Below are 19,024 nucleotides of genomic sequence, written 5' to 3' on the forward strand. Positions count from 1 at the left end.
TGACAAAAAATATCTTTACAACATAAATAATAGTCTACTGGCTATGGTTTCTCCTAAATTTAGCAAAAAACTGCACTTAGCTCCTAGTCAGGACTCTAGTCCTCTCTTTGGGACAGATGATTTTTTTTGTCAGGTTGATTTCTTCCTTTAGAGGTATCTAGAGTTACTCCCAAGGGGCTTTACAACACCATTGCCAAATTTATATAATTGTGATCTGTACGCTATTGTTACAGATTTTTTCAGATAGGAAGTTATGAACTGATTGTTAAGAATCGTAAATAACGTTAATATAAAAAAAATTAGGAAATATGCTTCTCATATATGGAGGAATCAAATCTACCAAATGCTGATTTACTGGAAGCCGTCTTACAACCGCTGTTAGAGGATTTTCAATATTGGTTTGAGCGATATCACCAAATTCTGGAAAATGAGAAGATCCCTTTTATGAGTGAAGAAGAGCAATTTAACTTACTAAAACGAGTTGAAAATGCACAAAATGAACTCAACACAGCCAAGATATTGTTTACAGTCACAGGTAAACAAGTGGGAATTGATATGGCAACCGTAACACCTTGGCATCAATTAGTTACAGAATGTTGGAGTGTGGGAATGCGTTTAGGTCAATTAAAGGAATTGTAAAGCCTTTGAAACAATCTAAATCAATCTAAATCAATCTAAATCAACCGGAAATCGTCAGAATACCAGACAATTCTTAACATTGTTTTCATAAAAAAATAATGTCTCTCATGTTACCTTAATCTCAATATAAAGATTGCACTAGATAACATAGGGGCATAAGTACAGGATTTTACATTCTCTTTTACCGTAGATAGTTTATTTACGGAGTTTAAGTTTTACAAAAAAACATTCTCAACCTTGCTATTCTGGAGGAAAACTCGATGCTACACCTACTCTATATTTTAGCTTTCACCGTTCTGGCATTTATGGCCGTTGGTAATTTAATTCGGAATTTGATTATGTTCAGTTTTGACAGGGAAAGGACTTATTCTAGCAACCAATCATCACCAGGTGGTTTTGGTTATTATGCAGCTAGAAGGCAATATGTTCCCCACCCTGAATTGTTAGACAGTGCTGGTAATATAATTAAAGAACCTTTGTTGGTAATGCGTTCCATTAATGTTGAAGATGCGCGAGAACAGTTAGATGCTCTTTATGAATCTTCCCCTAGTCAGAAAATTGATCATTCAGAAGGAGCTTAATTAATACTCTACCGCATTAAGTATGATTCTAGCGGACAAGATGCCCACACCACAACATTCTTGAGTTGGTAACAACTTATGGAAAGATGAACAGGATTGATCATGTATTTTATCGTCATCCTGTAAATCTTTAAATCCTGTAAATCCTGATTGAGAGTATTTAGGCTTCAATCACTACCCGTAGATTACCGCGTTTTTTCGCAACCCGACAAGCAGTAGTGCTACCAGAACGCTCAAATTCTAAATCCAAAATAGTCCCACCAACACGCAAATTATGTAATGATAAACGATTGATGGATTCTGGTAAAGCCGGGTCAATAATTCGCAAACAATTATTTTGCGCGTCTGGGACTAAATTGACTATCATTTGCAATAATTGAAAGATACTACCTGTAGCCCAAGCCTGGGGTGTACAAGCAACAGGATACTGTACTGGTGCATTATCACCTTTCATTTCATAACCGCAAAATAGTTCTGGTGGTCGTTGATAAGGTTGCTGGGAAGTCATGTCAAATAATCCTTGAAATAATTCCAAAGATTGATCAATTAAACCTAAACTTCTTAATCCCATGGCAATTAAACTATTATCATGAGGCCAAACTGAACCAATGTGATAACCCATGGGATTGTAAGCTGGTGATAAACTACTTAAAGTTCTAATTCCCCAACCATTAAACATATCCGGCGCTCGTAATCTTTCGGCTACACTGTAGGCCTTTTCTGGGAGAAAAATTCCTAAAGATAAACAGTGTCCAGGGTTGGAGGTAATACTGTCCACTGGTTTACCTTCTCCGTCTAAAGCTAAAGCACAAAAATCTTGATCTTCTATCCAAAAATCTTCATTAAAACGAGTTTTTAAATCTCTAGCTTCTTCTAACCAAATTTCTGCTAAATCTAGCTGTTTTTTCGTTTTTGCAATTTCGGCTAATTTAACTTTAGCAGCATAGACATAGGCTTGAACTTCACATAGAGAAATTGGACCTATGGCTAATTCTCCTTTGAAGTTAACAATACAATCACCAGAATCTTTCCAACCTTGGTTATTTAAACCACGTTTTGACCGCCGATAATAACTAAGATAACCAGTTTTTTGCATATTCCGATCTATCCAATCCATGGCGGCTAAAGCATTCGGCCAAAGTGCTTCCAAGGTTTCTTGGTCATGAGTCCAGACGTAGTATTCAGCATACAACATTAACCACAATGGAGTCGCGTCAATTGTCCCATAATAGGGTGTATGGGGAATTTCTTCACACCGCGCCATTTCTCCTAAACGCAATTCGTGTAAAATTTTTCCTGGTTCTTCTTCCTTCCATTCATCTTCGTTTTTCCCTTGATAATCAGCTAATAACATCAATGTTTCTTTAGCAATTTGGGAATTTAACATCAATGTTTGGGAAGCGGTAATAATAGAATCCCGGCCAAATAACGTTGAAAACCAAGGTACACCCGCAGAAACAGTTTTATATTTACCAAAGGATTGGCGTAATAAGTAAATATCTTGTTCTGCTCTTTCAATAACTCGATTGAAAAGACTTTTATCGGAACTAATGCGGGTAATTTGTTGTACCCAACTTTGCTCCTCCATCATCTCCGAGGCTTTGGCTTGTGCTAAGGTAATAGCTGGATTTACCGTTGAACCACCATTGTTATTAATTAACAAGTTCAAACGATAACCGAGTTTTTGGGTTTCGTGAGAGCCTAATTCTAGCCGCCAAATCGCAGTATAACCTTGAAAATCATCCGGTTGTCGGTGTTGGAATTGAATCCGCGATTCCATGATCGAATTATCTAAACCTTGATAGGCTAGAGTTAGGGATTCTTCTTTTTGGTGTTGAGATTGTACGCAAGGGATTAAGTCAATTTCTGGATTTTTTGGTTCTACTAAACGTAAAATTTGTCCCCGTTTTTCCCGACTATGACCCCGAACTTCAAATAAATCTACAAAATCTGCATCAAAGCTGAGACTTAGTTCAAAATTAATGGTGGTAGTGCTGTAGTTCGCTATTTCTATTTCTTCAAATAGTGCGCCATTGAGAACAATTTCCCGATGTATCCCAATTGTATCAGGTTTTAACTCCTCTGTGATTTTGGGATTTGTACATAAAACCGATAGAGCAAAACCCTTGTCAGTAGTGCTACTCAGTAATACAGGCGATCGCCCATTAATCTGTAATTCTAAACGACTCAAAAACCGAGTATCACGACAAAACAGCCCCATGCTAGAATTACTTTCATCCGGGGAACAACTAGAAATATTCCCCATAGTATCCGTCACCAAAAATAAATCATCATCTTTAACTGTCAGCGTTGGTTGTGGTCTTTCACTGACAACACAAGGCCATTCTGGAATTGGTAATTTTTCTGCGGAAATAAATGTTTTTCCATCTAAAACAATTTTTTCTGATAGTTTGCTTGGTGTAGTCATATTTATTAATTTATCTGATATCATTAGTTGAAGTTACCTGTATAGGTGTAAATTGGTTTAGTTTGATGCGGTTCAATTAAAGGGGAAAATATTAACGTTACAACAATGAATCTCTCTAAATGTATACCTTTTTTTTTAAAAGTCAAGGCTGAAAAATGACTATTTTTCAAGAGTTTCTTCCTTGCTAAACCTTGAGAGATGCTAAAGGTAGAGAATACTTACTCAGACACAAAATCTGATGTAAATTATAAAAAAGCTGGGGAAGGATGCTCACAGCCTCAGAACTATGTAACTAGTTAATTACCTCTACTTAGTTTATAGTTCACCTAATCAAAAACCTATGTGTAATTATAAAGACCAGGAATCTTCTATTATGTCTACAACATCAGAAATTGCAGTGGAATTTCGTAATGTCAGTTTTGAAATTAATCACCGTCCTCTATTATCTAACTTAAATATTAGTATTTATCAAGGAGAAGCCTTAATTTTATTGGGGCGTAGTGGTAGCGGTAAAACCACAACTTTAAAATTAATCAATCATTTACTTTTACCCACCCAAGGGGAAGTTTTAGTAGGTTCAAAATCTACAACTAATTGGGATGCTATCAAATTAAGAAGACGTATCGGTTATGTCATCCAGGAAACAGGGTTATTTCCCCATTTTACCATCGCGGAAAATATCGGACTTGTACCATCTTTAGAAAAATGGCCACTACAAAAAATTCAAAATCGAGTCTATGAAATGTTAAACTTAGTAGGACTAGAACCAGAAAAATTTGCTCAACGTTATCCCCACCAATTATCAGGAGGCCAACGTCAACGGGTGGGAGTTGCTAGGGCTTTAGCAGCAGATCCACCTATCCTATTAATGGATGAACCTTTTGGCGCACTTGATCCTATCACTCGTTTGGAATTACAACAACAATTTCAATATTTACAACAACAATTAGGAAAGACTGTGATTTTTGTCACCCATGATATTCAAGAAGCTTTCTTTTTAGCCTCTAGAATTGGTTTAATGTATGAAGGAAATTTAGTGGAATTAGGAACGAAAAGAGAATTTCTTAGTTCTCAACATCCAGAGGCACAGGCTTTTTTAGCTTGTTTAAATGCGGCAAAAAGTTGGGAACAACTTAACTAAGATTAGCATACAATTAGCATAAAATCATGTTTTTATTTCAATACGGTTCAGAAATTATCCTTCACAGTGGAGAACATTTAATCTTAGTAATCATAGCTATGACAATAGCTATTTCTATCGGGCTTCCTGTGGGCATTTTTATCACTCGTCAACCACAACTAGCTTCTCCTATTCTGGGTTTAGCAAATGCAATTCAAACTATCCCTAGTCTAGCCATCTTTGGTTTTTTAATTTCCGTGCCATTTTTGGGAGGGATTGGTAAAATACCAGCCATATTTGCTTTAACTCTTTATGCTTTACTTCCCATAATTCGTAATACCTATATTGGTATTAATAGCATCAATCCTGCTATTAAAGAAGCTGGAATAGGGATGGGAATGACAGACAAACAGTTATTATTACAAGTAGAAATTCCCTTGGCTTTACCAGTTATTTTAGCAGGGGTGAGAGTAGCCACAGTTATATCTGTAGGAATTGCTACTATTGCTTCTGCTATTGGTGGTGGTGGTTTGGGAGTATTTATTTTTCGGGGTATTTCGATAGTTAATAATGAATTAATTTTAGCCGGAGCAATACCCGCAGCTTTAATTGCTTTGAGTGCAGATTTTGGTTTAGGATTATTAGAAAAAAACCTAACTAAACCAACAGGGAATAAATCAAAGTTGGCGATTATTTTAGGAATAATTACTTTAATTATAGCTGGATTAATTGCATTTAACTATCAACAAAAACCAGCGACGATTATTATCGGTTCAAAAAATTTCACAGAACAAATTATTTTAGGAGAATTATTAGCACAACAAATAGAAAATCATACTCAGCTAAAAGTAGATCGTCGTTTTAATTTAGGAGGAACATTTATTTGTCATGAAGCAGTTAAAGCGGGAAAAATAGCCGGGTATGTAGAATATACGGGTACAGCATTCACAGCAATTTTAAAGCAAAAACCGATTAATAATCCTGAAACTGTTTATGAAAAAATCAAAGAATACTATGATAATAATTTGAAATTAACAGTGATGAAACCTTTAGGATTTGAAAATACCTATGCTTTAATTATTCGCGGTGAAGATGCAAAAAAATGGCAAGTTAAAACCCTTTCTGATATTGCTAAATATACTTCACAACTGAACGCAGGATTTGGTTATGAATTTATTGATAGAGAAGATGGTTATCGGGGGTTAGCAAAAACATACAACTTCAATTTTACCAAATCTCCTCAACAAATGGAATTAGGATTAATGTATAAATCTTTAAAAGCGAAAAAAGTAGACATTATAGCAGGGAATTCTACAGACGGTTTAATTCCATTTTTAAACTTGGTGATCCTAGAAGATGATAAAAAATATTTTCCACCTTATGAAGCTGTACCTGTTTTTAATGAGGAGATTCTGCAAAAATATCCAGAATTAAGAGATACCATTAATCAATTAGGAGGTAAAATTTCTACAACTGAAATCCAAAAGATGAATTATCAAGTAGATAATCAATCTCAACCAGTGGAAAAAGTTGTTAGTGAGTGGTTAAAATCTCAACAATTGTAATTTTCAGATGTTTGATTCTCAAAAATATAAAATTTTTGATCAGGTTTTCTCGGCAATTTCAATAAATTTTTTGCTTTGTTCAATCAAAATTCTCACATCTTCCTCACTCAACTCAAGGGTATCATCAATTAAGCTTTCTTTAGCTTTTTTTATAAATTTTTTCTCCTCCGATATCATAGAAAAATACCTTCTTTTTTGACATTATAATTAAAGGGAGTATTTTCATTTTCAAACTTTGCTGAAGAGATAAAGTGACGAGAAATAACAACATCGTTTTTTAGACAAATGTTTGAGATTATTTGACTAGTTTTATCAATTTCATGATAGGGATTAATCTCTGATTTCAGAACAACCAGAATATCAATATCAGAAAATTCTTGAGCGTCTTCCCTCGCTTGAGAACCATATAAAATAATTGCTTCCAGTTGGTTTTGATAAAGTTCTTGCAAAGCTTGTTTAACTTCTTGTAATATCAAATTAAGCTGTGATTTGTTCATTGCTTAAATCATCCCTTATAGTTAAGATTTTTGGTGTTTGTTCGTAAGTATTTAGCAACCAGCTATCAGCTTTACATATTGAAATTCAAAAAAACATAAATAGTGTATAAATTTATTCATAAATTGATGCCAATGATGATAAATAGCTGATAGATTCTATTATAGCAGTGCTGAATAGTATATGAATTATCAAGTAAATATTCAACCTCGTCCTGTGGAAAAAGTTATCAGGGAGTTGTTAAAATATCAAAAATTATTGCTTATCTTAACTAAAAAGTAAAAGCAATGCTAAAATAGAAGAAATATTTAACAGTGTAAAAAAATGAATGCCTATCAAACTTATTTAACCATTGATAATTCTCAACAGGTAGTTCTCTCTAATTTACCTTTTGCAGTAGGAACAAAAGTAGAAATCAAGATTCAGGTAGTTGATGAAAAAAGATTAGCAGCAGCTAATCAATTGCAGTCTTTATTCAAGGAAATTCAATCTTTACCTTCTTCCCAAGAAATCACAGAAGAAGAAATTAGTGAAGAAATTGATGCTTACCGGAGAGCAGAATGAGGGTTATTATAGATACGAATATTCTCATATCGGCTGCTTTAAAGAATAGAGTTCCTGAACAAGTAGTTTTATTTGTTGCCTGTAATTTAGAGTATACTTGGTTAGTGTCAGAAGAAATTCTTGAAGAGTATCAATCAGTATTAAATAGGGAAAAGTTAAACATTAATTTAGATAAACGAAATCTTTTTCTAAAATGTGTAAAAGATGTTACCACGTTAATTAGAACTGATAATACTATTGAGTTTAAAAGAGATAGAAAAGATGCCAAGTTTCTTAGCTGTGCTATAGCAGCTAAAGCTGATTTACTAATTACTGGAGATAAAGATTTTAGCGAGGCACAGACACTAATTGAGACTAAAATTATCTCAGTTTCTCAGTTTAAAGAAGCATATTTATCTTGATGGAAATTTAAGTTAAATTAGAGGATGTTGGAAAAGTTTTCGGCGAATATAATATGGCTTACGCCACGCTGCGCTATCGCTACTACACAAGCGAAGTCCACCTTCGTGGACTATTATATAGATAATTTATCCGTGATGTTCATGAGTTGTCAAACTATCAATTTTGACAACTGAAATTTTCCTTATTTACCATCCCCAAGTACCTGCTTCACCTTTAAATGGTCCAACAATATCACTAGTGATCCATCCTCCATAAAAATTACCAGCTTGAGGTATAACTAACTCATCATTAACATAACAAGCATCCATTAAACCAGGGTAAAAACTATAATATTCCTGAATTGATTGAAAATTAGGACTAGGTTGAATATATTTCCAAGCAGCATTATGAATATACTTGTCTCCCACAGAAACATCATAATATTCACAGACACCTTTCCATTCACAATAACTTTTTTTAGGTGTCTCTATTAAATATTCTAACTTAATATCTTCAGCAGGAATATAATAACCTGGAGGATGACTAGTTTCTAAAACTCTTTTTCCCTTAGTTGTTTCTGCTAAAACAATCCCATTACAAATAACTTTGAGATGTTTGTCGGTATCTTGTAAAATTGCTGGACGGGGATAGTCCCAAACAGATTCTTGGCCAGGTTGTGGAGTAATAGGTTGTGGTTTCATGATTTATGACCTCTAAGTTCCTTGGGAATAAACACTTAATTTATTTTATCTCGTTGAACAATGACAATTATCAGCATTCAGAACTTTATAAGTACAAGTATTTTTCATCCTGATTTCTCAATCCTGAATGCTGAAAAGAAAAGTTATTCAACTTGACACAAAATCAAGCCAAACCAGCCTTTTTCATCTGTCCAAGTTTTCACAGTATTTAATCCCTTACTTTGTAATTGTTTTTGCATAGTTACTAAATCAAACTTCCGGGAAATCTCTGTTAATATACTTTCTCCCTCTGCAAAATGCACCTTTAAATCCAATATTTGTAAATTAACCCAATGGCTTTTTTGACAATGTAAATACATTTCAATTTGATGATCAACGTGATTATAAATTGCTTCATGTCTAAACAAATTGATATCAAAATTACCTTGAAAACGCCAATTCAAATGAGAAAGCATATTCAAATTAAAAGCAGCAGTCACTTCTTGACTATCATTATAAGCAGCTTCTAGAATATCTTGAGGTTTTTGTAAATCAATACCCAATAAAAAATAATCTCCCGGTTGTAAAGTGCAAGAAACTTGATTTAAGAAAATATCACATTCTTCCGGGTTAAAATTCCCTAAAGAACTTCCCAAGAAAAATAACATCCGTGATTGTAAATAATTCGATTCTAGATGAACTAACGCTTGTTCATAAGTTCCTAATAAACCATGAATAGAGAAATCAGGATACTTTTCTTGTAATTGTAAAACACTAGTTTTTAGAATACCTCCGCTGACATCAATAGGTAGATATCTACAAGAGTTAGCAATCTTTTGATAAGCAGTTAATAAAGCTTGAGTTTTTGTAGAACTACCACTACCTAATTCTATCAACTCACAACAATTTGTAATTTCTGCAATTTCATCAGCATATTGTTGTAAAATCCATGCTTCTGTACGAGTCGGATAATATTCTGGTAACTCACAAATCTTTTCAAATAATAGAGAACCAGGATCATCATAAAAATATTTGGGGGGTAAATTTTTCGGTTTTTCAGTTAACCCCTTAATGACATCTTTACCATCAATACTTAGCTCTTGATAATGATGATCTAAAACTGTTAAAGGTTGTGTAATCATTTGCTAAATCCTCTCTGTTTACTTTGTGACTCTGGGTGAAAAAAAAGATATTTATTTGATATTTATTTCATCCAAACTGGCAGCAATTCTAAAACCGACGTGCTGATAAAAAAACGGACGAAACCAGTTACGATAACAAGGTAAAGCCATTGTACCATTCGTTGCCCAAGAACCACCCAACATCATAAAATGTTTATTATCAAAAAATGGTGCAGATTGATCTGGATAAAGATCATGGGTTTTAAATCCTGGTAAGGGGTAGAATGTACTAGACAACCATTCCCAAACATTACCCCGTAAGTCAGAAATACCAGATTGATTATTTTCTGAAAACATTCCTACAGGAGTTGGGGAAATAAATTGTAAGTTCAGATTGTAGTTATTTGATAACCGATAATCTTCAGATATTTTCAGAGCTTGATTCCATTCTGCTTCTGTCATTAACCGAGTATTCTTACCTTTCCACTGACAATAAGCCATTGCTTCATAATGGTTAACTTCTACAGGCCAATCTAAAGGTAAATCTATTTCATCAAATGTAGCACGATAACGATAGTTATTTTCTTGGGCTATCCAAAACTTAGGATATTCTACATTGTAGAGTTGTTTCCATGTCCAAGATTCAGCATTCCAGTAATTAGAATTGTTGTAACCACCTGCTTGAACAAATTCTAAAAATTCTCCATTTGTAATTAGATATTGACTAGCTAAAAATGGTTTGACTTCAACTTCTAAATTACCATATTCACTATCCCACCCAAAAGTTAAATCATCTTCATTCTTTCCTAATTTGACGACACCACCGGGAATTTCTCGCATTTGATTATCAGGAATTTCTCCATTACTGGGTGCATAATTCCATCTTTGGGGACGTTGTAATTTATCAATTGGTAGTTGACGCAACAGCATGGAAGAGGTTTCCAAATGAATGCGACTATGTTCTATTCCCATTAATAAAGCCCAAATAGGATGTTGTTGATGAATGGGTAAATTTAGGGTAGTGTTGTTAATGATTGCTGTAATTTCTGACCTAGCTTTGTTTCGATATTCCCAGACTTTTTCAACATCAGGCCAGTTAAATCCTTGAATAGCTACCTCTAGTTCTGCTGGTGTTTCTGGATCAACGCCAATTTCAAATAGATTTTCATATTGGGGATTAATCCGATTTTTTAATAAACCGACCTGAATTAATTTATTGATATAAAAAACAGCGGAATGACCAAGATAGAAAATTAATTTATTTCTTAAAGGATCGGGATTTAGATAAAAGGTTTCTTCCTTAATTACACTTTTCATTAAGGTTTCTTCCATTTCCCAGGAATTTTCAAAATAGTTAAGTAGGATTGTGGAACTACAATTATCGAGTTGGGGAATATGGGCATCTGTCATTTTTTTGGTCTGGTGAATTGTTGGTATGATCTCAATTAATTAAGTTTATCTGAAATTATGTTAACATAATTATCTTCTATTTTATTCTCAATATATAGATAATTTTGTAAAATATGGATATACAACAATTTCCTCAATTGATGATCAACGGTATTGCTGTAGGTAGCATTATTGCCTTAGCAGCCGTCGGACTGACTCTAACCTACGGTATTTTACGGTTATCTAATTTTGCCCATGGTGATTTTCTCACTTTGGGTGCTTATCTAACCCTCATGACCAATAGTACAGGTGTAAATATTTGGCTGTCAATGATTTTAGCAGCCTTGGGAACAGTAGGAGGAATGTTACTAGCAGAAAAATTACTTTGGTCAAAAATGCGGTCTATCCGTGCTACTTCCACAAGTCTGATCATTATCTCCATTGGGCTGGCTTTATTCCTCCGCAACGGCATTATTTTTATCTGGGGAGGTAAAAACCAAAATTATAATCTACCCGTCATATCAGCTTTAGAATTTGGTACATTAAGAGTACCGCAAAATCAATTATTGGTACTGGGATTAGCTATTTTGGCTATTTTATCCCTTCACTACCTACTACAAAATACCAAAGTTGGTAAAGCCATGCGGGCAGTAGCCGACGATTTAGATTTGGCTAGAGTATCGGGTATTAATGTTGATAGAGTAATTCTTTGGACTTGGGTAATTGCTGGTACGTTCACTTCCTTGGGAGGTAGTATGTACGGGCTAATTACAGCCGTGCGTCCAAATATGGGTTGGTTTTTAATCCTACCCCTATTCGCTTCTGTAATTTTGGGTGGAATTGGCAATCCTTACGGAGCGATCGCCGCAGCCTTTATAATTGGTATTGCCCAAGAAGTTAGCACCCCTTGGCTAGGTTCACAGTATAAACAAGGTGTAGCCCTATTAATCATGATTTTGGTGCTGCTCATTCGTCCCAAGGGTTTATTCAAAGGCACGATTTAAGCAGCACCAGCCTACTTCTAACTATTCAATAATGTGGAAGTAGTAAGCTGCTACCAAAAAGTTAACAGCCAAAAGTAATAAAGCCCAACCAGTACGGAAAACGTAGGAAGGTTTAGCAGCGGGTTTGCTTTTAGCGGTCATAAGCGGTTCTCCTAATTTCGTGACTTTTTAAGAAATAGCAAACTCACGCGCCAATTTTGCAAATTCTTTAAAAATATTTTTGTAAGGTTGGTCAGTGGTCAGTGGTCAGTTGACAGTTGACAGTTGACAGTTGACAGTTGACAGTTGACAGTTGACAGTTGACAGTTGACAGTGGTCAGTTGACAGTTGACAGTGGTCAGTTGACAGTTGACAGTGGTCAGTTGACAGTTGACAGTTGACAGTTGACAGTGGTCGGTAGGAAAAATCTTCTCCTCTGCACCCCTGTAACCTGTTCCCTGTTCCCTGTTCCCTGTAACCTGTCCCCTGTAACCTGTAACCTGTTCCCTGTTCCCTGTTCCCTGTTCCCTGCTCCCTTATTCCTCCCCAGCGTGGTAGGAACTGCGAACCAACGGACTCGAACGGACATGATTAAAACCCATATCCTTGGCTATATCACCTAATTCTGTAAATTCCTCCGGTGTCCAATATTTTTGGACCGGGAGATGATCTAAAGAAGGACGCATATATTGACCAATGGTTAAGCGATCGCACTTTACAGAGCGCAAATCCGCCATTGTCTCAATTAATTCATCTATTGTTTCTCCGTGACCCACCATCACACCCGATTTCGTAGGTATCTGGTCATTAAATTCTTTAACTGTCGCTAATACAGCCAAAGAGCGGTCATATTTTGCCCCTCGGCGCACGGTTGGGGTTAACCTGCGGACTGTTTCCACATTATGGTTAAAACAAGCTGGTTCAGCTTGAATAATCACCTCTAGGCTGTGACGTTGGCCAGCTAGACCTCCACTACCCCAAAAATCCGATGTTAACACTTCAATCTGAGTTGCTGGGTTCAGGTCGCGGATAGTCTCCATTGTCTTGACAAAATGACCCGCTCCCCCATCAGCTAAATCATCACGGGCTACAGCAGTTAACACCACATACCGCAATCCTAAAAGCTGTACTGATTCTGCTACTTTTTGGGGTTCTTGCTCATCCAAAGCCATGGGGGCATGACCTTTATCTACTTGACAAAAAGCACAAGACCGGGTACAGGTCGGACCCATTAATAAAAAGGTAGCTGTTTTTTGGGCATAGCATTCACCCCGATTTGGACAACGCCCCTCTTCACAAATTGTGTGAATTTGACGCTGCTTAATGATCCGCTGGACGGTAGACATTTCACTAGCTTTGCCCAGAGGACGACGCAACCAGCTAGGCATGGTTATAATTTCCGACTTGATATCAACCTTTTGCTTTTGTGAATAATTCATTTATTTTATCTTGCTACTTAAAACTAAAAACACAATTTATATATATCAGTCATCAGTGGGTTTTGAACTGATTTTTTTGAACAAACCACAGAGTACACAGATTATTATATATAGCAGCAATTAACAAAAAAAATGGGTAATTGGGTCTTGAAGATTAGTTTTATTCCCAATTACCCATTACCAATTACTTACAAATAACCTAAAATTGCTGTGGCTCTTGATTGGTAATAACACTAACTTGTGTACTGACAGCCTTTGCTGCTTGTAACATAGGAGTGTTAGTAACAGAATTGTTAGCCAAAGTAAACAAGGGATTGGATAAAATTCCAGAGATAGTAGTAGCTATCAAAGTTACTATCAAACCCACTTGCAAAGGTCTAAGCCCTGGTAAATCCCAACGCACTTGGGGATAGTTTTTAACTACCTCGGACATTTCTTGAGGTTCTTTGACCACCATCATCTTAACTACACGAATGTAGTAATAGATAGAAACCACACTAGTAATTAAACCGAGCAGAACTAACCAGTAAAGACCAGCTTGCCAACCTGCCCAAAATAGGTAAATTTTCCCAAAAAATCCGGCCAATGGGGGAATACCACCCAAAGACAACAGGGAAATACTCAAACCCAGTGTGAGGAGAGGGTCTTTTTGATACAAACCTGAGTATTCGGCAATTTGGTCTGTTCCCGTGCGGAGAGAGAATAATACCACACAAGTAAAGCCGCACAGGTTCATAAACAGGTATACCAATAGATAGAAAATCATACTGGAATAACCGGCATCAGTTCCCGCAATTAAGCCAATCATCACAAACCCAGCTTGGGCAATAGATGAATAAGCTAACATCCGTTTCATGCTAGTTTGGGCTAGGGCGACAACGTTACCCAATACCATACTTAGGACAGCTAAAGCGGTAAAAACAAATCTCCACTCATCAGCTACAATTGGGAAGACAGTGGTTAATAAGCGGATAGCCAGAGCAAACCCGGCTGCTTTAGAACCGACGGATAAAAAAGCGATTACAGGGGTGGGTGCGCCTTCATAAACGTCTGGTGTCCATTGGTGAAAAGGTGCAGCGGAAATTTTAAAGCCAATACCCGCAATTACGAAAACTAAAGCAATTACTAAACCTAGAGATTGACCAACATTCGCTGTAGCAATACCCAGAGCGATCGCACTTAATTCCGTTTGTCCACCAGATAAACCATACAAGAGGGAGACACCATACAAAAATACTGCTGTACTAGAAGCACCAATTAACAGGTATTTCAACGCTGCTTCATTGGAACGGGAATCACGTTTTGTATAACCTGTCAACAAATAAGAGGAAATACTCAGGGCTTCTAGAGAGATGAAAATCATCACCAACTCATTAGCGCCGGATAAAAACATTCCTCCCAAAGTCGCAGTCATCAAAATAGCGATAAATTCGGCTAAAGCCGTACCGCTTTGTTCGACATAGCGAATTGACATTAATATTGTCACCATCGCCGATAGAGCGATGATACCACGAAAGACAATACTCAGGTCATCACCATTAAAACTACCAGTAAAAGCAATGGGGGTAGTTGTATCCCATTGAAAGTATAGAGCGATTATTGCCGCTGTTAAACCGAGCGTAGCTAGATATCCAATCCAGCGAGCAGAGCTACGCCCCAAAATCAAATCAACAATCAAAACCCCCAGGAGGGTAATCATGACGATTCCCTCTGGTAAAATCGTTCCCGCATTTAACTGGGATGCAAAATTAGCAAAATCCATGAGATGTATAGGTTTTAGCGATTAGCTGACACAAGTTTATTCTATCTATAGTTTTTAACTAAAATTGCATTGATCTTTCTATCTTTAACAGTTGATAATCTTTATATTTGATTTTAGCTAACCGGATATTCCTGTAAGCATAGCTTAAAGCACTTTATCTGCCAGCCTTTAAAACTTGTTCAGCTGTCAGTTTGAAATTTGGGAATGTCGGGGAAGTAATGGGTTGATTGCCTCGAATTTGCTGAATTTCATACTCTCCTTTGACTAAGGTACAAATGGAAAGGGTAGGTTGTTTCGGTTTCCCAATATGTCGAGTCCCACCTAGACCCGCATAATCCGCAATCCAATATTCAGGAATACCTAAAATTGCGTAGTCTTCGACTTTACGCGCATAATCGTTTTGCCAGTTGCTACTAACTACTTCCATCACAAATTTAATCGAACTGCCCAGCGTGAGGATTGATTGGTCATTCCAAAGTAGTTCTTTCGCAAGTTCATTGCGATCAATAACCATAACATCAGGTCGAAATGCTGTCATACCCAAGTTAGAAGGACGTAGTAATCCTCGCTGAAGGACAAACCAATTTAAACCTATTGCATCAATTTGGGCGCAAATTTTTGTGGTAGTAAAAGCTGAAACTTCTTCATGGTAGCCCGTTGGTTCCAAATCAAACACCTCTCCATCAATCAATTCGTAGCGGTTACTGTCACCATAACGGACGATAAAATCGCCAAAACTTAGTAACTGCTGTTGTATTGGTATTTCGGTTGCAATGGTCATAGGTCAACTTAGCCCCATCAATATCATCACTCTAGCATTTTCGCTAAATCCATGCACTCCGAATTAAAAAGGCTAACGTAAAGTTCACCTTGATAATAAGAGGAGATGGCGATCGCCCTAAATTTTTCAAAAAAACAGTAACAGTAAGATGTATGATGTTAATTAATTTTGGCAGGAAATATTGTTTGGTGGAAATGTTGGGTTTCCTTTCGTCAACCCAACCTACAAGATCGGCGATTGCACTAAAGTAAACTGGGGATATTTTCGGATTTTTAGTCATCTTTAGATGACTTTTGCTATTAGACAGGGAATTCATTCCCTGGCGGTTTGTGGATTTTGCGTAAGACAGCTATAACAGTTTAAGCAATCAAACTGAAATTACTACTAGTGAGGGTGATATCAGGATTACCTAAACGGGCAAATTCAAACACTGTTCCCGTACCCAAAATACTGCCGTCTTGGTTATAGAATAGACTTCCCGTACCTTGACTAAAGACAATACGAGCGTTACTAGCATTGACAAATTCATCACCACCGACAACTTCAAAGTCAGTTAAAGCCTGTCCTGGAAGGTTAGTAATGGCATTAAATGTAGCTTTGCTTAATACAATCTGGTCTTGTTCCGCTTCAAATTCGCTAATGTAATCAACGCCTAAGCTGGTACTAAACACACTATCGCTTTGAAACAGATATTGATCATTACCAACTCCTCCCGTCAAGATATCATCACCAAGTCCTCCCCAAAGGCTGTCATTACCGCTTCCACCGTTGAGAATATCATTACCTGCTTCTCCCCAAAGGGTGTCATCTCCTCCTAGCCCTTGCAGTTGGTCATTACCACTACCGCCATTTAAGGTATTATTCAGTGTATTACCCGTGAGACGGTTATTAGCTGTGCCACCTGTAGCATTTTCGATGACATTATTAGCAGAGAGAATCAGTTTGAGGTTACTATTAACGGTTTGTGATGTAGTGATACCCAAATTTACATTTACAGCAACAGTAGTACCACTAAAGTCAATAGTATCAATTCCCCCGGTTGTTGTTTCGATAATGGTATCTATTCCCAAGGAACTGTTAGCAACAAAGGAGTATGTATCATTACCATTGAGACCTATCAGAGTGTTATTGGCACTATTACCAGTGAGGACATTATTACCTGCGTTACCTGTACCGTTAATAGCAGCACTACCGATGAGTTTGAGATTTTCCACTCCTGCTGGTAAAATGCGGGTGAGTGTACTTTCCCAGGTATCAGTAATAATAACTTCTCCAATCCCTGCATTTGGATTGATAGGGGCATTGATAGGATTAGATAGGTTTACTGTAAAGGCTTCATCAGGTTCATTGAGGTTATCATTGAGAATGGGAATACTGATAGTATCAAACGAAGTATTAGCAGCAATAGTCAAAGTTCCAGTCACACTTGTGTAATCAACATTGGCGGTAGCGTTAACCGGAGTAATAGTATAATTGACGCTGATAGGTTGGGTATTAGGATTGCTAAGACTAACAGTGAGAAAAGCATTAGCATCTTTGCCTTCAACAACAGTGATGTCATTAATGGAAATAGTTCCAAAATCATCATTCACAATAGTTCCCGTAACAGCCGTAGTTGTTCCCAGGGTGTAATCTGTGCCAGCAGCCAGTGTGATAGCAACGGTGTCATTGCTTTCAGTGGTGTTATCTGCTGTGGGGTCTATGGTTAAAGTGGCTGTACTTGCACCCGCATCAAAGGTAATGGTTTTGCCTGTTCCTGGTGTTGCACCCGTGTAGTCGGTACTGTCGGCTGTTCCATTAATGCTATAGTTAACTGTTAAAGCATTGGTGGTAATTCCAGTTCTGGTGAAGGTGTAAACTAGGTTGGTTGTTCCGTCTTCGGTTACGCTAGTGGGAACTACAGCTAGGGTAATGGTGGGATCATCATTGGTAATAGTTCCTGTGACGGCTGTTGTTGTCCCCCGGGTGTAACCTGTTCCCGCAACGAGAGTTAAGGCTACCGTTTCATCACTTTCAATGGTGGTATCTGCTGTGGGGTCTATTGTTAAAGTGGCTGTACTTGCACCCGCAGCAAACGTAATGGTTTTACCTGTTCCTGGTGTTGCACCCGTATAGTCGGTACTGTCGGCTGTACCATTGATGCTATAGTTAACTGTTAAAGCATTAGTGGTAATTCCAGTTCTGGTGAAGGTGTAGACTAGGTTGGTTGTTCCATCTTCGGTTACGCTACTGGGAGCTACAGCTAGGGTAATGGTGGGATCATCATTGGTAATAGTTCCCGTGACGGCTGTTGTTGTCCCCCGGTTGTAACCTGTTCCCGCAACGAGAGTTAAGGCTACCGTTTCGTTAGCTTCAATGGTGGTATCTGCTGTGGGGTCTATAGTTAAAGTGGCTGTACTTGCACCCGCAGCAAACGTAATAGTTTTACCCGTTCCTGGTGTTGCACCCGTGTAGTCGGTACTATTAGCTGTACCAGTGATGCCATAGTTAACAGTTAAAGCATTAGTGGTAATTCCCGTTCTGGTGAAGGTGTAAACTAGGTTGGTTGTGCCATCTTCGGTTACGCTACTGGGAGCTACCGCTAGGGTAATGGTGGATAATGAAACATAAGCGAAGCTACTTCCAGTCAGACTCAAGGCTGTTTGATTTCGGACTATACCAATGATTTCATCGGTTTCTGTTCCAGGTTTGTTGATGAGTATTTGAGTGTCTGCACCCACAACAGTTAGAAGGTAATTACTGCTTGTTCCTTGCAGTTGAATAACATCCCCTCCATCGGCGTTAAACTCAGCAATATCGGCATAGTCATTGTCACCGCTGGTTGTACTATTTCCGTCATCGTAACCAATCCAAGTGGCATGACCCAGTATAAAGAGATCGCTTCCACTTCCTCCATTGAGATAGTCATATTCACCAGCCCCCCCATTTGTTCCTTGTAGAGTATCATTACCAGCTTCACCAAAAAGTTGGTCATTACCAGCTTCACCATTTAAGATGTCATTGCCATTACCACCAAAGAGACCTAAGTTACCATAATAAAAGCCATCATCCCCAGCACCTCCAGACAAAACATCATCTCCATCTCCACCTTCAAGA

General features: G+C 37.3%; 18 protein-coding genes. 7 read left to right on the forward strand and 11 right to left on the reverse strand.

From position 1 onward, the window contains the following. Positions 1-321: 321 nt before the first annotated feature. The gene (locus FFO06_RS01940) at positions 322-639 is read left to right on the forward strand and encodes a DUF2605 domain-containing protein (RefSeq protein ID WP_137906513.1); all 318 of its coding nucleotides are present in this window, start codon (positions 322-324) and stop codon (positions 637-639) included. A gap of 260 nt (positions 640-899) precedes the next feature. Next, positions 900-1,220: a DUF2973 domain-containing protein gene (locus FFO06_RS01945; protein WP_137906514.1), complete on the forward strand. Its 321-nt coding sequence runs from the start codon at positions 900-902 to the stop codon at positions 1,218-1,220. 160 nt (positions 1,221-1,380) lie between these two features. Here the strand turns inward: FFO06_RS01945 and FFO06_RS01950 are convergent, their stop codons facing one another. Further along, positions 1,381-3,648 (reverse strand): amylo-alpha-1,6-glucosidase, encoded by a 2,268-nt coding sequence (locus FFO06_RS01950; RefSeq protein ID WP_137906515.1) that lies wholly within the window; start codon positions 3,646-3,648, stop codon positions 1,381-1,383. Positions 3,649-4,021: 373 nt separating this feature from the next. On the opposite strand from FFO06_RS01950, the gene FFO06_RS01955 reads away from it, so the two are divergent. Both FFO06_RS01955 and FFO06_RS01960 read left to right on the forward strand, forming a co-directional pair. Continuing rightward, complete coding sequence (locus FFO06_RS01955) at positions 4,022-4,789, forward strand: ATP-binding cassette domain-containing protein (protein ID WP_137906516.1); 768 nt, start codon at positions 4,022-4,024, stop codon at positions 4,787-4,789. A gap of 26 nt (positions 4,790-4,815) precedes the next feature. Next, entirely contained in the window at positions 4,816-6,333 is a 1,518-nt protein-coding gene (locus tag FFO06_RS01960) for a glycine betaine ABC transporter substrate-binding protein (protein WP_137906517.1), read from the forward strand. A 39-nt stretch (positions 6,334-6,372) separates the two neighbouring features. Here FFO06_RS01960 and FFO06_RS21075 read toward each other — a convergent pair whose 3' ends face one another. Further along, a complete protein-coding gene (locus tag FFO06_RS21075) occupies positions 6,373-6,510 on the reverse strand; it encodes a hypothetical protein (protein WP_162501166.1) in 138 nt (45 codons plus the stop codon). Further along, positions 6,507-6,830 carry a nucleotidyltransferase domain-containing protein gene (locus FFO06_RS01965; RefSeq protein WP_137906518.1) on the reverse strand — a complete coding sequence of 108 codons (324 nt, stop codon included), beginning with the start codon at positions 6,828-6,830 and terminating at the stop codon, positions 6,507-6,509. The genes FFO06_RS21075 and FFO06_RS01965 overlap by 4 nt, the downstream gene beginning before the upstream one ends. Before the next feature lie 322 nt (positions 6,831-7,152). Here FFO06_RS01965 and FFO06_RS01970 point away from each other — a divergent pair, with 322 nt between their 5' ends. Beyond that, a complete protein-coding gene (locus FFO06_RS01970; protein ID WP_137906519.1) occupies positions 7,153-7,392 on the forward strand; it encodes a hypothetical protein in 240 nt (79 codons plus the stop codon). Continuing rightward, positions 7,389-7,793 carry a putative toxin-antitoxin system toxin component, PIN family gene (locus FFO06_RS01975; protein ID WP_028083176.1) on the forward strand — a complete coding sequence of 135 codons (405 nt, stop codon included), beginning with the start codon at positions 7,389-7,391 and terminating at the stop codon, positions 7,791-7,793. Before FFO06_RS01970 ends, FFO06_RS01975 begins: the two co-directional genes overlap by 4 nt. A gap of 186 nt (positions 7,794-7,979) precedes the next feature. Here the strand turns inward: FFO06_RS01975 and FFO06_RS01980 are convergent, their stop codons facing one another. From FFO06_RS01980 to ovoA, 3 genes are all read right to left on the reverse strand, one after another. Continuing rightward, entirely contained in the window at positions 7,980-8,474 is a 495-nt protein-coding gene (locus FFO06_RS01980; protein ID WP_137906520.1) for a DUF427 domain-containing protein, read from the reverse strand. 143 nt (positions 8,475-8,617) lie between these two features. Next, positions 8,618-9,595 carry an L-histidine N(alpha)-methyltransferase gene (gene egtD, locus FFO06_RS01985; protein WP_137906521.1) on the reverse strand — a complete coding sequence of 326 codons (978 nt, stop codon included), beginning with the start codon at positions 9,593-9,595 and terminating at the stop codon, positions 8,618-8,620. Positions 9,596-9,646: 51 nt separating this feature from the next. Next, on the reverse strand, positions 9,647-10,984 hold the full coding sequence (ovoA, locus tag FFO06_RS01990; RefSeq protein ID WP_137906522.1) for a 5-histidylcysteine sulfoxide synthase: 1,338 nt from the start codon (positions 10,982-10,984) through the stop codon (positions 9,647-9,649). A gap of 113 nt (positions 10,985-11,097) precedes the next feature. Between ovoA and FFO06_RS01995 the strand changes: the two genes are divergently transcribed. After that, positions 11,098-11,967 carry a branched-chain amino acid ABC transporter permease gene (locus tag FFO06_RS01995; protein WP_137906523.1) on the forward strand — a complete coding sequence of 290 codons (870 nt, stop codon included), beginning with the start codon at positions 11,098-11,100 and terminating at the stop codon, positions 11,965-11,967. A 21-nt stretch (positions 11,968-11,988) separates the two neighbouring features. On the opposite strand, the gene psaX is transcribed toward FFO06_RS01995, so the two are convergent. The 5 genes from psaX to FFO06_RS02025 all read right to left on the reverse strand — a co-directional run. Further along, positions 11,989-12,108 carry a photosystem I protein PsaX gene (gene psaX / locus FFO06_RS02000; RefSeq protein ID WP_137906524.1) on the reverse strand — a complete coding sequence of 40 codons (120 nt, stop codon included), beginning with the start codon at positions 12,106-12,108 and terminating at the stop codon, positions 11,989-11,991. Between the two features lie 374 nt (positions 12,109-12,482). After that, complete coding sequence (lipA, locus tag FFO06_RS02010) at positions 12,483-13,385, reverse strand: lipoyl synthase (RefSeq protein ID WP_137906526.1); 903 nt, start codon at positions 13,383-13,385, stop codon at positions 12,483-12,485. 199 nt (positions 13,386-13,584) lie between these two features. Next, on the reverse strand, positions 13,585-15,147 hold the full coding sequence (locus tag FFO06_RS02015; RefSeq protein ID WP_137906527.1) for an NAD(P)H-quinone oxidoreductase subunit N: 1,563 nt from the start codon (positions 15,145-15,147) through the stop codon (positions 13,585-13,587). Between the two features lie 154 nt (positions 15,148-15,301). Continuing rightward, positions 15,302-15,928 (reverse strand): Uma2 family endonuclease, encoded by a 627-nt coding sequence (locus FFO06_RS02020; protein ID WP_137906528.1) that lies wholly within the window; start codon positions 15,926-15,928, stop codon positions 15,302-15,304. Positions 15,929-16,287: 359 nt separating this feature from the next. Further along, a partial coding sequence (locus tag FFO06_RS02025; RefSeq protein ID WP_306420160.1) for a Calx-beta domain-containing protein occupies positions 16,288-19,024 on the reverse strand: 2,737 nt, incomplete at its 5' end.

The organism is Dolichospermum planctonicum (assembly GCF_005402965.1).
Lineage (GTDB): Bacteria > Cyanobacteriota > Cyanobacteriia > Cyanobacteriales > Nostocaceae > Dolichospermum > Dolichospermum planctonicum.

Coding starts and splice junctions, on each gene's coding strand:
- FFO06_RS01940 (WP_137906513.1), top strand. CDS start 322: ATGGAGGAATCAAATCTACCAAATGCTGATTTACTGGAAGCCGTCTTA.
- FFO06_RS01945 (WP_137906514.1), top strand. CDS start 900: ATGCTACACCTACTCTATATTTTAGCTTTCACCGTTCTGGCATTTATG.
- FFO06_RS01950 (WP_137906515.1), bottom strand. CDS start 3,648: ATGACTACACCAAGCAAACTATCAGAAAAAATTGTTTTAGATGGAAAA.
- FFO06_RS01955 (WP_137906516.1), top strand. CDS start 4,022: ATGTCTACAACATCAGAAATTGCAGTGGAATTTCGTAATGTCAGTTTT.
- FFO06_RS01960 (WP_137906517.1), top strand. CDS start 4,816: ATGTTTTTATTTCAATACGGTTCAGAAATTATCCTTCACAGTGGAGAA.
- FFO06_RS21075 (WP_162501166.1), bottom strand. CDS start 6,510: ATGATATCGGAGGAGAAAAAATTTATAAAAAAAGCTAAAGAAAGCTTA.
- FFO06_RS01965 (WP_137906518.1), bottom strand. CDS start 6,830: ATGAACAAATCACAGCTTAATTTGATATTACAAGAAGTTAAACAAGCT.
- FFO06_RS01970 (WP_137906519.1), top strand. CDS start 7,153: ATGAATGCCTATCAAACTTATTTAACCATTGATAATTCTCAACAGGTA.
- FFO06_RS01975 (WP_028083176.1), top strand. CDS start 7,389: ATGAGGGTTATTATAGATACGAATATTCTCATATCGGCTGCTTTAAAG.
- FFO06_RS01980 (WP_137906520.1), bottom strand. CDS start 8,474: ATGAAACCACAACCTATTACTCCACAACCTGGCCAAGAATCTGTTTGG.
- egtD (WP_137906521.1), bottom strand. CDS start 9,595: ATGATTACACAACCTTTAACAGTTTTAGATCATCATTATCAAGAGCTA.
- ovoA (WP_137906522.1), bottom strand. CDS start 10,984: ATGACAGATGCCCATATTCCCCAACTCGATAATTGTAGTTCCACAATC.
- FFO06_RS01995 (WP_137906523.1), top strand. CDS start 11,098: ATGGATATACAACAATTTCCTCAATTGATGATCAACGGTATTGCTGTA.
- psaX (WP_137906524.1), bottom strand. CDS start 12,108: ATGACCGCTAAAAGCAAACCCGCTGCTAAACCTTCCTACGTTTTCCGT.
- lipA (WP_137906526.1), bottom strand. CDS start 13,385: ATGAATTATTCACAAAAGCAAAAGGTTGATATCAAGTCGGAAATTATA.
- FFO06_RS02015 (WP_137906527.1), bottom strand. CDS start 15,147: ATGGATTTTGCTAATTTTGCATCCCAGTTAAATGCGGGAACGATTTTA.
- FFO06_RS02020 (WP_137906528.1), bottom strand. CDS start 15,928: ATGACCATTGCAACCGAAATACCAATACAACAGCAGTTACTAAGTTTT.